Origin of the sequence: Sphingobacterium bovistauri (genome assembly GCF_020295405.1) — a bacterium.
Taxonomy (GTDB): domain Bacteria; phylum Bacteroidota; class Bacteroidia; order Sphingobacteriales; family Sphingobacteriaceae; genus Sphingobacterium; species Sphingobacterium bovistauri.
In genome coordinates this window covers 70,587-83,508 of sequence record NZ_JADEYP010000001.1, presented here as the reverse complement: position 1 = coordinate 83,508, position 12,922 = coordinate 70,587, and the positions used below count along the sequence as shown (strand labels likewise).

Here is a 12,922-nt window from a genome sequence, read left to right as displayed (position 1 = left end):
TTTTTATTGTTTCTGAATGTGATAGTTATACCTTTTAGGAACGCGAAAGGAAGTGCCAAAAAAGTGCCTTAAAGAATACTATTCTTTAAGGCACTTTTTACTTTTAATATTTTAACTTTAGTTAGTTACAATTTGGAACATTGAAAGTAGCCACTAATGTTGATGAATTTGTACTAGCATCATATTTGATTTGACCTACTAATCCTTCGCGTGCTGGTAATGCAGTGTCAGATTTTTTGAAATCAAATTCAGAAGCATATTTTTTGCCGTCAAACGTGATTTCAATAAAATATTTGGTATTATTTATTAGTTGAAGATTTCCAACACCATTTTCAATTCTGACAACACTTACATATTCTTTTGAAGTACCAGACATTTTATATAATGAAATGGTTGCAGTAGGAAGTACTGTTGTGCTTTTAGCAGGACATTTTCCTGTTAAATCTAATTTAACGTTGACTAAATCTACAGTTGATGCATTTAATGTAATAGCTGCAGGTTGACCACTACAAGGATTAAACGAAGCAGATTCTGCAACCTTTGTTTTAGAAGCTGTTTCAATTACTTCAATTTTCACTGATGAATTTGGTAATTTTTCTAATGTAATTGTATTTGCACCAGATTTGAAGGTAAACATTCTAGAAGCATCTCCAGATATTAATTGACCATTTTGGTTTAATACTCTTAATTCATATTCTCTATTAGCAGCAGCAGCATTAGCATTAACAGTTAGAGTTGTAGTTTGAGCACAATTTTCTACAAGGAAATTTAGACTCCAATACGATAAATGGGGTACTTCAAAAGGAGCAACTAACTTACCATTTTTATTAATGACTGTTGATGTAGATTCTCTTTTCCATACTCCTTTATCTTCGTCCAAACTCCAAACTGGAATTTGATCTCCAACTTTCAACGCAGCCCCTGTAGTAGGGTTGATAATCGAATTGCTTACCTCCATGTCTACTTGTAAAGGTTTTGAGAAATTCTTTACGCTTTGATTTCCAACTTTCATATCAATAGCTAATAAGCCAGCAGTTACGAATGATCCAGCATTAATTTTATTGCCATTTTGATCTACTAAATTTTGTGCAGAAAGTCCGCCTGGTATTGCTTGTACAGCGGCACTATTTGTAGCGCTAAACTGTACAATATTTGAAGTAACCGCGCCGCCTGTTAAAGGTGCTCCTGTTTGTGATAAAAACTGCGTACCTGTTTGTAATGCGATAGCAGCACTTTCAGGTTTAGCAGTCGTACTCGGTAAGGAGAATGTTTTTTCTTCGGTTGTCACATTGCCCGATAATGTTGTTGAATTGGCTACTACCGCAGCCGTTCCAGCTGGCAAATTTGATAATTGAACCATTTTAACCATGTGCACAGATAAAGAATCGTGCGTTAATGTAATTGTTTGCGAAATAGGAACATAACCTTCCATTACTGCGCTAATGTGAAATTGGATAGGAGCTGCTTTAGTCGGCTTTACACCCTCTTGTAGTGCTAAGCTCAACATGCCACCTACTACTTTAAATTCTTTTTTACCTATATCATTAATTACTTTATCTGCATTTGTTCCAGATATTGTTACATTAAAATCACCGATCGGAGTAGGGTTTGAAGAGTTTGCATTTATGAAAACAACTCCAGTAGGTGTGTTTCCATAGATATTGCTGTCGGCTAAAACCTCTATGCCGTCAAATGGATTTTTACAGGTATAAAATACAGCTGAAGCAATTGCTACAAGTGTAAGTAATATATATTTAGTTGAAATTTTCATGATTGGTTATATTTAGTTGCCTAATTTGAAGTTTAGATTCACCTGCAATGTTGGCATCCAGCGAAAAGTTGATAAATTGTTTTCTAATAGGGATTCTTGATTTTTGTTAGGTGCTAATAGTTTTGTAGCATCAATTTGTACTTTGGCAGCCGACATGTAATAAGACCCTAAGTCTACATTAACACCAAATCGTTTATTTGGTGTGCTTTTTCCAATACCTAGACCGATATAAGGCGCAAATCCATTGAAACTTACGTTTGCAGCTAGCGTGCCAATTTGTTCTGGAGAGATCGTTAAATTTCCAAAGTCCATACCTTTAGTAGGTTTTAGAAATCCGTTTACTTCCGTGTTGTTTATTACCGCTCCTCCAGCGACAATTCTCAGCATAGATAAAACACTGTATTCACCCAATAGTCCAACTTGACTTACTGATCCATTCACATATTGAATATCATCCTTGAAATCTCCTAAAGCTGCAATATTGATATCTCTGCCTTTTAGGGGATTATCCATTTGATGTTTGAAGTAAGTACCATTTAGTCTTACAGCTAATTTTTCAAGGACTTGATAACGTATTCCAGCACCGAAACCATTTGTTCCACCTTGTAATTGGAGAGACATTTTGTTGAGTTGAAAGCCCTGACCAACAGACGGCACATCAGTTTGTGCCATTAAGTACCCCATTGCCGTGAGCTGGCAACAGAATAAAAATATTCTTTTTTTCATAGGTTAAATTTGTTTGTACACAAATATAGCACTATATTATTGTATTTTACAATAATATGATGTTTTTTTTAGGTGTTAAATATTATGTAATTATGATTTTATATTAATTATTTGTTTTTTTATTGAATCAATAAGAGTTTTTTATTGTTTCTTTTTTTTGCTTCAATGATTTTTTTTAAATAATAATTAAAACGGTTGTGTTTTTTGGAGTTAAAATAAATATAGAGTTTCGGTTTAGAATTGAAACTCTATATTTATTTTAAGACAGATGTTTGTTAGTGGTTGCTTCGATAAAATCAGACAAATAAGGCTTTGTTCTGTACTATGGTATCATCTGTAGGAGCGTCGTCTATTTTACGATATACTAAAGGAAAGCTTAATGTAAAAATAGATCCTTTTTTTGGTGTACTTTTTATGGTTATCTGCCCATTGTTTAACTCGGCAAGCTCTTTACAAAAAAGCAATCCAATGCCAGATCCCGGTTCATTTGAGGTGCCTAGTGAGCGACTCTTTATGCGCTTAAATGATGCATCAAATTTGGACATATCGATACCGACTCCGATATCTTCTATATGTACATGTGATTTTTTCGAATCTTGAGTGGTATATATTTTAATTTGAGTGTCGGGGTAACTAAACTTTATGGCGTTGCTAATTATATTACGCAAGATTATCTTTAGGTGTTCAAAGTCAGCTAGAATGAATATCTCTTTGTCTATATTGATGTTAAAGTTGATTCTTTTTCTAGTGTAATGTATATGAAAGTCTTTAAGGATTTCGGTTGTTAAATCATAGATCGATACGTTAGTCAGCGCGCTTGATACTCCTTTTATGCGATTACTGCTCCATGCTAATATACTTTCTAATACCTTATTTTGATCATTAATTTGTTTTTTTAATTGTGTGATAAAATCACTCATATTCTTTTTATTGATTGTATTTTCTTCAAAAATATCTACAATTATTGAAGTGTTTACTAAAGGAGCACGCATGTCATGCGCAATAATTGAGAATATCTTTTCTTTTTCAATATTCATTTCCTCAAGCTTTAGACGTTGAAGTTCTATTTGCTTTTTGTCATGGAACATTACATGTTTAAAAAACACAACCGCAACTACCATAAATATTAAGGATGAAGTTATGTTGTATATTGCTCTTTCTTGAGGCACAGGAAAGTTAAAATAATTGGTGATAGGGAAGGCATATATCATTAATATAGTCGATATAATGATGATACTTCCGAAAATTAAAAATCTAATATTATCATAAAGAAGCATTGAAACTATTAATGTACTTACTAAAAAATACTCTCCTCCATTTCTATAGAATAATCTACTAATTGAAAATAGTATATAACTTGATCCAATTAATAGGGCTTTTGCCTTTTGGTGTTGATGATAGTATTGAAGTAAAATAACAGTGATATAGGTAACTCCCGTTAAAAAATTAATTAGTGATAAGTAAAACCGATCTTCTATAAAATTTAACACGGAAAAACTAAATGAAGGAATGACGCAGATGATAGCAATAATATTGACCATGTATATACGCTTTCGATCCAAATAAGATGAATCAACTCTAGTTCCTATACGGGATAGAACTTGCAAAAAATGCAAAAACTTTTTCATTTATAAGGGTAGATGTAGTAGCTGTGTAGCAAATATAATTATTTCTACATTATTATATAAATTCATCTAACATAATAGACGATTATAGCTTTGTAAAGGAACACCAAGTAATAAATCGTGTTTCTTAATGGTATTTTTCGCGTTAGAGCGAGCAGATCAGGAAACTGCTATAATAGAAAAGTCCTTACATTAATGTAAGGACTTTTTGCGGAGAGCGAGGGATTCGAACCCCCGAACCTGTGACAGTTAACAGTTTTCAAGACTGCCGCATTCGACCACTCTGCCAGCTCTCCGCCACAAAAGTAGAAATTCTGATTAGATATACAAAACTTATTTTGCTCTTATTGGCTTAGTCACTGTAAATGAGTTTAATTATTTCAGAATTCACCGAAAAACAACTTTAGTCATCTTAAGAAGCCAATATTTCTCGACTATGTTTCTTAATATTTGAAGTAATTTTTTCTATTGGGAGATCATCAGGATCTGATCCAAAGGGCTCTTCAATAGATTCACCAATCATTTCTATGGTCAATAATACATAGAATATAAATGGAACTGCAAAAATCACGAAATACCCCATTGAAAATACATATCCAAATGGTAAAGTAATGGAGTAAATAATAATAAAAATTTTAATAAATGAACTATAAGCTATTGGTATAGGGGTATTCTTTATTCTTTCGCAAGCGCCACACACATTTGTCATTGAAGTTATTTCTTCACTAATTATTTTAAGTTGGTCACCCGTAATTTTTCCTTCTACGTACAGATCATTTGTTTTTCTAAAAATTAACGTAGCTACCTGATTGGGGCCATGTTTTTTGTCATCTAGATCTAATAATTCAGGATGATCATTGTCATCTAGCATGAATTTGGTGTAATCTGACCTTAAAAAATCAAATAAGGTCTCCGCATACAAAGGAATTGATTTTCTATAAAAGCTACGGTTTACTTTATCTGTAGGGCTTAACATTGCATTTAGCTTTATTGATAAGGAGCGGCTGACGTTAGTTAATGTACCCCATTGTTTACGAGCTTCCCACCATCTATCATAGGCTGTATTCGTTCGGAAAACTAAAATTAAGGACAGCACAAAGCCTAATAAGCTATGAACAATGGTTATGTTTTTTATCCAACTTTTATCAGATAGGTTGAAATATTCCAACTCCAAATAAGCGATACCCCATGAGAATAAGGCAACTAAGATTAGAATTGGAAATATTTTTTTGCTATGGTGGGACTTGATTAAATGTATGATGGTAGTAAACCAATCCTTAGGATTATAAACTTTCATTCAATAGTATTGATAGAGATTCTTAAATAACTTATTTTAGTCGCAATATGGCAAAATATCAGAGAAAGAACAAGCAAAATTTAACACTAGATGCTAGTGAGCGTAAAAAATATTTGCGTTGGAGTATTTTGATTCCAGTGGTGTTAATTTTTGTATTTATCCTTTGGAATTACCGTCATAGTTTACATTACTATTATAATGTTTTATTTAATAAGGAATTAAGAAAGACAGATAGTGAGAAAAATAAGCATGATGCTCGTAATATTTTATTAATGGATTCACATGATGATAATTCATTTGGAATTGACGTGAGTCAATATCAAGGAAATATTCTTTGGGATTCAGTAAATTTAATCAACAATAAGTTTCCAATAGATTTTGTTTTTGTACGAGCAACGATGGGAGAAAAATCTCGTGATTCTAAGTTTAAGAAGAATTGGAATGCTATAAAGTCGATACACAAACTTCGGGGAGCCTATCATTACTTTAGGCCTAATGAAAACTCTATTAAACAGGCTAATAACTTTATAAAAACAGTGAAATTAAGTCCAGGAGATTTGCCTCCAGTATTGGATATCGAGGAGCGTCCTCGCGATCAATCTATGGATAGTCTAAGAGTAGGATTGAAGCGTTGGTTAGATCGTGTGGAGGAGCATTATAAAGTGAGACCAATTGTATATTCTGGTGATAGTTACTTTACAGATTTTCTAGAAAAGGAATTTAAGGATTATAAACTATGGATTGCTAATTATAATTTTTGGGTCGAATCACCAAAAGTACATTGGGATATTTGGCAATTCTCGGAAAAGGGGAGTGTAAAGGGGATTAAAGGGTTTGTAGATTTAAATATGTATCGTTCGGATATTGAAGATTTAGAGAAGCTAACTATTCCCTATGAATAAATAAAATATATGCTATGGCAACTTTTAAAGAATTAATCGAGAAAAATAATTTGGTGCTGATTGATTTCTCCGCAGAATGGTGTGGACCATGTCAGACGTTAGCTCCAATTTTAAAAGAATTGAAGGGACACTTTGCTGAAACATTAAGTGTTTTAAAAATTGATGTAGACAAGAATAATGTTTTGGCAAGGAGTTTTGCAGTACAGGGTGTACCAACTTTGATTTTATACAAATCTGGTCAACAGGTGTGGCGTCAGAGCGGCCTATTGACCAGAAGTGATTTGATAGCTGTAATTCAGAAATACGCTGATTAATCGATGTTATCAGAAATATCTGAGCTTAGTGTTTTTATTTTAGACATTACGACCTTATCTACACGATTTCCGTCCATGTCAATAACTTCTATACTGTATCCTTTATAATTTATTGATTCTCCTTCAGAAGGAATGTGATCTAAAGATAAGAACACCAATCCACCTACCGTAGTGACATTGGAGATTTCATATTCATCATCTTCTGATAAGTCGATTTCAAATCTTTCGAAGAAATCATCCAATTGATATCGACCATCAATGATGAATGAACCATCTTCACGTTGACGTACAAGTTTAGATCTGTTTTCTTTTGTTTCTTCGTCAAAAGTACCTACTAGATTGCCCAAAATATCTTTTAGTGTAATAATACCTTGAGGGCTTCCATATTCATCGATAACCACAGCTTGTGTAACTTTACTATTTTTAAGTATCTCTAAAACAGTGTATATACCGCTATTTTCGTTAACAAAAGGTGTAGGTAGTATTAACTTTTGGATATCGGGAGTATCATTTTGTAAAAATGCTTTTAACAAATCTTTCGTCGAAATGATACCTTTCATACTATCAAAATTACCATCGCAGACTGGATATTCCGTATGATTGGATTTGAGAATATACTTTTTGATGTCTTCAAATGAATCTTGGATATCTAGATAGGTGATGTCGTTGCGATGTACCATTATGTTAATCGCACGTTTATCACCGATATTAAGTAGTCTGTCTACTAAATCATGCTCAAATCCTTCAATAACACCACTAGTAACACCTTCGTCTACCATGGCTTTAATTTCTTCTTCAGTAACGGTTGCTCCTGAGCTTTTAATATTAAATAAACGAACAATAAAGTCCGTAGAGATAGACAATATCCACACAAATGGTTTTACAACTTTGCTTAGTGTATCCATAGGTATAGCAATAATCGATGCATATTTCTCTGGAATAGCCATACCTATACGCTTCGGTACAAGCTCACCAATTACCAATGAAAAATAAGTGATTATTAATACGACAATACCTACTGATAATGTATCACTATATTCTGCCAAAAAAGGAATTTGTTGTAGAATTTCAGCTATATAAATAGAAATAGATCCACCGGAGAAAAAACCCGTCAAAATACCGATTAATGTAATTCCAATTTGTACGGTGGATAAAAAATGATTAGGAGCATCTTTTAACTTTAGAGCTCTTTTGGCTCCTGCATTTTCATGACTTAATGATTGTAAACGTGCTTTTCTACTGGATACTATGGCAATTTCTGAGGCTGATAAAATACCATTAAGTACCATTAGCACAATAATGACGACTATTTCTGTTAACATAAATAAATTAAAAATCTTCTTTTACGAATATAACAAATTAATTAAGATATTGGGGTTTTAATAAAAAACTATTTCATGCAAACGTTTGATCGAAAAAAACACTTTAATTAATTGTTTGAAATTTTGATATTAGGCATTTATTTGAAAATAACTGCATGAATTTAACCAATGACACATATTTAGAACTGAAAAATATAGTTGCTCAATTTAATATATCAGGAGAAATTTTAAGTATCGAAAAGTTTGGATCAGGACATATTAACGATACATTTAGAGTAAGCTTATACGATTCAGAAACTTTATATTTATTACAGAAAATCAATCATCATATTTTTCCTGATATTGATGGTTTAATGCAGAATATCCATTTAGTCACTAGTCACTTAAAGTCAATACTTAAAGGGAAAGTTGAAGATGTAGATAAACATACGCTATCAATTATTTTATGTATAGATGGAAAGCGTTACTACAAAGATGTTTTAGGGCAGTACTGGAGGGTTTTTATTCTATTGGACAATGTAAAAAGTTATGATATCGTAGAAACTTATCAGCAAGCCTATTCAGGAGGATGTGCATTTGGTGAATTTCAAAAGCAATTATCAACATTAGATGCTAATCAAATAATTGAGGTTCTACCGAATTTTCACAATATTGATTTTAGGTTAGACAATTTGAGCAAGGCAATCGAAGCAAATAAAGCAAATCGTTTGTCAGAAGTAAGTGATTTATTAGCATATATTGATTCACGCAAAGACCGAATGCGAACAGTATTGTTGATGGCAAAAAATGGAGATCTACCATTGCGTATCACGCATAATGACACTAAATTTAATAATGTATTATTGGATCAGCATGATAACGTACAATGTGTAATTGATTTGGATACGGTAATGCCAGGTTATGTGGCCTACGACTTTGGTGATGCTATACGTACTATTATTAATTCGAGTGCTGAGGACGAGAAAGATTTATCTAAAATTGTATTGAATGTGCCTTTGTACCAAGCTTATACAGAAGGGTATCTTAAGGAGGCTTGTGATTTCTTAACCGAAAAGGAAATTGAATCTTTATTTTACGGAGTATTGTTATTACCTTTCATGCAAGCTGTACGTTTCTTAACGGACTATATCGATGGTGATCTTTATTACAAAATTCACTATCTTGATCATAATTTGGTACGTACTCGTGCCCAAATTAAATTAGTCCAAGAATTAGAAGCAAATGAGGATCTCCTTAAAGGAATATTGTACAAAAGTCTATCTCATGTAAATTAGTTAAATGAATACATTACAAGTAAACAAGATTAGCCTTCCATCAATTAATTTTGAGTCATTGCGTTTTGCTTTTAAAGAGCTTGATTGGCACACAATTGATCATGCCCCATGGAAAGTCGAGTTTCCTTATATTCCAAAAGTAAAGTTTCAAATTGCTTATAATAGTGAGTATATTTTTATAAAATACCACGTACAAGAAGAATTTGTAAAAGCTACGTATGTACGCGCCAATGAAAATGTATGGGAGGATAGCTGTGTAGAGTTTTTTGTTTCTTTCGATAATAAGCAATCTTACTATAATTTTGAATTTAACGCTCTAGGAACAGGTTTAATAGGTTATGGTTCTGCCGTAAAGACAGAGCGTAAGCGGCTGACGGCTGAAGAAATAGACAGTGTAGATGTATATACTCAATTGAGTAAAATTAATGGAAAAAAACAGTGGGAGATTAGCTTAATTATTCCGATTACTTTATTTGGAGATAAGAGATTGGAAGGGAGTACTTTCCATGCTAATTTTTATAAATGTGGTGACGAATTGCCAAAACCTCATTTTGTAACTTGGAATACTATTGATTTGCCAAAACCAAATTTTCATAGACCTGATTTTTTTGGAGAGATTAACTTCATATAAGCTAAGCTTAATTAAAATAAGAGCTCTACTATTAGAGTGATAAATTTATAGAGCCATAATTTAAAACATTATGGCTCTATAAATTTATTTTTATTTTGAACAAAATTTACTTGTGTACCCTTGTTGCTTTCATAAATAAAGTCTTGCAAACTGTTGCTATTATATTTTTTAAAATCACCAACTATGACAAGACGCATTTGGTATTGTGTGAATTTTTGTAATATTTCACCAGCCAATTTTGTTTTAAGATTGAAGAATTGTGGAGTTAAATTGCTTTCATCTACAACAATCAAATCATAGCCTTGATAATACAAATCGCCTAATAAAACTAGTGCATCATCTATATTTTGTATTAAGATTTCATCAGAAATAACCTCTGCGAGTTTTTTGTCCTTATAGTTATGAGCTATGATTTTCATGTTCTAATTTATAGTTTACTTTGTTTTGAAAACTTTATAGTTTTCGATGATGTAAACTTTAAGGTCTTCATCAGTAGCTGTTTCTATAAATTCAACTGAAGGACGGAATCTTTCTCTAAAAAGTGTAATTTCTGTATCTTTTAGGGGTAATAAAGATCCTATTAAATGTTTAGTAAATCGTCGGTCAATTTTTCTTGCTTGATACTCCTCATAGAGTATATCTTCATTTCGTCTAGCATTTTTTGACTCACGACTCAAAAGACGGGAAGGAGAAATCTTAATGCCTCCTTTATTTTTTGGTAATTCTATAATTTTACCGGCATTTTTAGCTCTTTCTAATTCCTTTGATAAGCTATTGTCTGTTAGTCGTTTTACCAATACTTCGTCTATATGCAATATGTTTTCATCCTTATTTAGATATATACGTCGGATATCTTCGTCATAATAAAATATAGTATCAGGCTCATAACCAAAAAGGTTTACTGCAAGATAATCGTTCACCTCTCCATCAATTTTGAACCCCCCATTTCGATCAGATTTTATGATTTCCTGTGTACGTATGTTTTTAATTTCAACATTTTGCAAAGGTATACTAGAATTTAAATCCAATACAAACCCATTAATTTGCTGTGCAATTCCTAAGTACGTTGTACTTAGGAAGACTATTATAAAAGTATATCTTATCATCTATTTTGCTTTCCATGTGTTATTATCTGGATCCATATCAGGAAATACATTACGTGGGTCCAATAGAATCTTTGCTAATTTTTCTGTGGTGTTTATTTTAAATGTCCACACTTTATTTCGTTCCCAAATTTCTACAGGTAATTTAATAGTTAATTTCTTACCGCTTGCTGTAGTAGCTTCTACTTCAATAGGCATAGGCATTTTACCTAAATTCTGAACAGTTATCAACGCTCCCTTTGTTTCATCCAAATCTACGTAACGAACCTCTGAAATTGCCTGATCCATTTGCCAATTATTTTGAAACATACTTCTCCAATACCAATTTAAGTTTTCACCTGTTTCATTTTCTATGGTGCGAAAGAAGTCATTAGGTGTGGGGTGTTTATATGCCCAGTATTCAATATATTTCTTGAATGCTTGATCAAAGCGTTCAATGCCTATAATTTCCTCTCGCAATACCCGTAATGCATACGCGGGCTTGTAATACGCTAAATAGCCAATGTGTCTTTCACGCATGTTTTGAGGTGAGTTTGTTACAGCCTCAAGCGAAGGGTTGAATAAAGCTTGTGTTAAGCTATTTTTACTACCATAACGCATATTATATTCACCTTTGTTAAAGTGCTGCGTAGAAATCTCGTTTATGAAAGTATTGAAACCTTCATCCATCCAAGCATGTAATCTTTCATTACTACCTACAATCATTGGAAACCAGTTGTGTCCAAATTCGTGGTCTGTTACCCCCCATAAATCTCCGCCTTTTGCATTGTATCCACAAAAAGAAATTGCAGGATACTCCATACCACCGACATTAGATGCTACGTTGATAGCAACAGGGTAGGGATATTCTAGCCATTTTTTTGAGTAATGTTCTATAGAGGCTTTCGTGTATTCTGTTGATCTTTCCCAGCCATTTTTACCGTTACTTTCTTCCGGATACAGGGATAAAGCTAAACTTGTTTTACCAGATGGTAAGTTTATTTTAGCAGCATCTACTATGAATGAATTGGAAGAAGTCCATGCCACATCATGTGCATTTTCCAATCTGTACTTCCATGTTAATTGTTTTGCATTTGGACGCGAGTTTTTATTCGTTACCTCTGAAAGAGGGCGGATCATTATGGTTTTGTTCGAATTTTTGGCTTCATTGTATCTTTCCAATTGTTGTGCTGTCCAGACTTCAGAGGGATTTAGTAATTCTCCACCTAACGCAACGATATGATCTGCGGGAGCTGAAATCTCTACGTTAAAATCGCCAAATTCAAGGTAAAATTCACCGGGGCCGGTGTAAGGTTGAGTGTTCCAGCCTATGATATCATCGAATACGCAAATACGCGGATACCATTGAGCTATTGAATATATTTTACCATTTTTGGTTGGAAGAATTCCAGTTCTATCAGCGCCGTACTCAGGGATTGCGAATTCGAAATCCATTGAAAAGGTAACTTTTCCTCCTTTTGCCTCCAAAGGTTTTGAGAGGTTAATACGCATTCTTGTATCTGTAATGACATAGTTTGTTGTCATTACATTATTAATTTTTACATTTTGTAATGAATATCCACCTTCAAATGTACTCGATGTACTCCCATATCTACTTTCTGTCAAAGGTAAGGTTGCTTGTCCGCGAGATTTTGAATTAAATAAGTTTTGGTCCAATTGGAACCAAACAAAATCTAAAGCCTCGGGACTATTATTTGTATAGGTCATTATTAATGTACCTTTGATTCGATCAGTTTTATCATCTAAGGTCGCTTTAATATCGTAACTAGCTGCATTTTGCCAATACTGAGGGCCTGGTTTTCCACTGGCAGATCGATATGCCGTACCATCTGAGGTGTAAAAACCTGGTCCAAATGCTTCTGTATAATTGTATTCACTAGTTGTTTGACCAATTAATATTTGTGCAGATAATAGGCCGAAACTTAATAAAATGTATTTTGAGATACTTTTAATCATG

General features: G+C 33.0%; 12 protein-coding genes and 1 tRNA gene. 4 read left to right on the top strand and 9 right to left on the bottom strand.

All coding sequences use genetic code 11. From position 1 onward, the window contains the following. Positions 1-121 precede the first annotated feature (121 nt). The 5 genes from IPZ78_RS00350 to IPZ78_RS00330 all read right to left on the bottom strand — a co-directional run bounded on the left by IPZ78_RS00350 (position 122) and on the right by IPZ78_RS00330 (position 5,419). Positions 122-1,771 carry an FAM171 family protein gene (locus IPZ78_RS00350; RefSeq protein ID WP_225550920.1) on the bottom strand — a complete coding sequence of 550 codons (1,650 nt, stop codon included), beginning with the start codon at positions 1,769-1,771 and terminating at the stop codon, positions 122-124. Between the two features lie 12 nt (positions 1,772-1,783). Further along, positions 1,784-2,497 (bottom strand): hypothetical protein, encoded by a 714-nt coding sequence (locus IPZ78_RS00345; protein WP_225550919.1) that lies wholly within the window; start codon positions 2,495-2,497, stop codon positions 1,784-1,786. A 296-nt stretch (positions 2,498-2,793) separates the two neighbouring features. Next, positions 2,794-4,104, bottom strand: a complete 1,311-nt coding sequence (locus tag IPZ78_RS00340; RefSeq protein WP_225550918.1) for a sensor histidine kinase — start codon at positions 4,102-4,104, stop codon at positions 2,794-2,796. Between the two features lie 229 nt (positions 4,105-4,333). Beyond that, positions 4,334-4,418 (bottom strand) — tRNA-Ser (locus IPZ78_RS00335). Positions 4,419-4,534: 116 nt separating this feature from the next. After that, positions 4,535-5,419: a bestrophin family protein gene (locus tag IPZ78_RS00330; protein WP_225550917.1), complete on the bottom strand. Its 885-nt coding sequence runs from the start codon at positions 5,417-5,419 to the stop codon at positions 4,535-4,537. Positions 5,420-5,466: 47 nt separating this feature from the next. Between IPZ78_RS00330 and IPZ78_RS00325 the strand changes: the two genes are divergently transcribed. Beyond that, positions 5,467-6,321, top strand: a complete 855-nt coding sequence (locus IPZ78_RS00325; protein WP_225550916.1) for a glycoside hydrolase family 25 protein — start codon at positions 5,467-5,469, stop codon at positions 6,319-6,321. Between the two features lie 14 nt (positions 6,322-6,335). After that, positions 6,336-6,635 carry a thioredoxin gene (gene trxA / locus IPZ78_RS00320; protein WP_225550915.1) on the top strand — a complete coding sequence of 100 codons (300 nt, stop codon included), beginning with the start codon at positions 6,336-6,338 and terminating at the stop codon, positions 6,633-6,635. Here the strand turns inward: trxA and IPZ78_RS00315 are convergent. After that, entirely contained in the window at positions 6,632-7,957 is a 1,326-nt protein-coding gene (locus IPZ78_RS00315; RefSeq protein WP_225550913.1) for a hemolysin family protein, read from the bottom strand. The genes trxA and IPZ78_RS00315 overlap by 4 nt on opposite strands. Positions 7,958-8,112: 155 nt before the next feature. Between IPZ78_RS00315 and IPZ78_RS00310 the strand changes: the two genes are divergently transcribed. Then, complete coding sequence (locus IPZ78_RS00310) at positions 8,113-9,231, top strand: phosphotransferase enzyme family protein (RefSeq protein WP_225550912.1); 1,119 nt, start codon at positions 8,113-8,115, stop codon at positions 9,229-9,231. A 4-nt stretch (positions 9,232-9,235) separates the two neighbouring features. After that, a complete protein-coding gene (locus tag IPZ78_RS00305; RefSeq protein WP_225550911.1) occupies positions 9,236-9,862 on the top strand; it encodes a carbohydrate-binding family 9-like protein in 627 nt (208 codons plus the stop codon). Positions 9,863-9,930: 68 nt separating this feature from the next. Here IPZ78_RS00305 and IPZ78_RS00300 read toward each other — a convergent pair whose 3' ends face one another. Genes IPZ78_RS00300 through IPZ78_RS00290 form a run of 3 tightly spaced genes read right to left on the bottom strand, consistent with a single transcriptional unit; the run spans position 9,931 to position 12,921 of the window. Further along, a complete protein-coding gene (locus IPZ78_RS00300; protein ID WP_225550910.1) occupies positions 9,931-10,281 on the bottom strand; it encodes a DUF4180 domain-containing protein in 351 nt (116 codons plus the stop codon). Between the two features lie 15 nt (positions 10,282-10,296). After that, on the bottom strand, positions 10,297-10,968 hold the full coding sequence (locus tag IPZ78_RS00295; RefSeq protein ID WP_225550908.1) for a hypothetical protein: 672 nt from the start codon (positions 10,966-10,968) through the stop codon (positions 10,297-10,299). Then, positions 10,969-12,921, bottom strand: coding sequence for a M1 family metallopeptidase (locus tag IPZ78_RS00290; protein WP_225550906.1), 1,953 nt, complete (start codon positions 12,919-12,921; stop codon positions 10,969-10,971). Position 12,922: the final 1 nt, after the last annotated feature.

Excerpts from the sequence above, each read along its gene's own strand:
- IPZ78_RS00350 (WP_225550920.1), bottom strand. The coding sequence starts at position 1,771 with ATGAAAATTTCAACTAAATATATATTACTTACACTTGTAGCAATTGCT.
- IPZ78_RS00345 (WP_225550919.1), bottom strand. The coding sequence starts at position 2,497 with ATGAAAAAAAGAATATTTTTATTCTGTTGCCAGCTCACGGCAATGGGG.
- IPZ78_RS00330 (WP_225550917.1), bottom strand. The coding sequence starts at position 5,419 with ATGAAAGTTTATAATCCTAAGGATTGGTTTACTACCATCATACATTTA.
- IPZ78_RS00325 (WP_225550916.1), top strand. The coding sequence starts at position 5,467 with ATGGCAAAATATCAGAGAAAGAACAAGCAAAATTTAACACTAGATGCT.
- trxA (WP_225550915.1), top strand. The coding sequence starts at position 6,336 with ATGGCAACTTTTAAAGAATTAATCGAGAAAAATAATTTGGTGCTGATT.
- IPZ78_RS00315 (WP_225550913.1), bottom strand. The coding sequence starts at position 7,957 with ATGTTAACAGAAATAGTCGTCATTATTGTGCTAATGGTACTTAATGGT.
- IPZ78_RS00310 (WP_225550912.1), top strand. The coding sequence starts at position 8,113 with ATGAATTTAACCAATGACACATATTTAGAACTGAAAAATATAGTTGCT.
- IPZ78_RS00305 (WP_225550911.1), top strand. The coding sequence starts at position 9,236 with ATGAATACATTACAAGTAAACAAGATTAGCCTTCCATCAATTAATTTT.
- IPZ78_RS00300 (WP_225550910.1), bottom strand. The coding sequence starts at position 10,281 with ATGAAAATCATAGCTCATAACTATAAGGACAAAAAACTCGCAGAGGTT.
- IPZ78_RS00295 (WP_225550908.1), bottom strand. The coding sequence starts at position 10,968 with ATGATAAGATATACTTTTATAATAGTCTTCCTAAGTACAACGTACTTA.
- IPZ78_RS00290 (WP_225550906.1), bottom strand. The coding sequence starts at position 12,921 with ATGATTAAAAGTATCTCAAAATACATTTTATTAAGTTTCGGCCTATTA.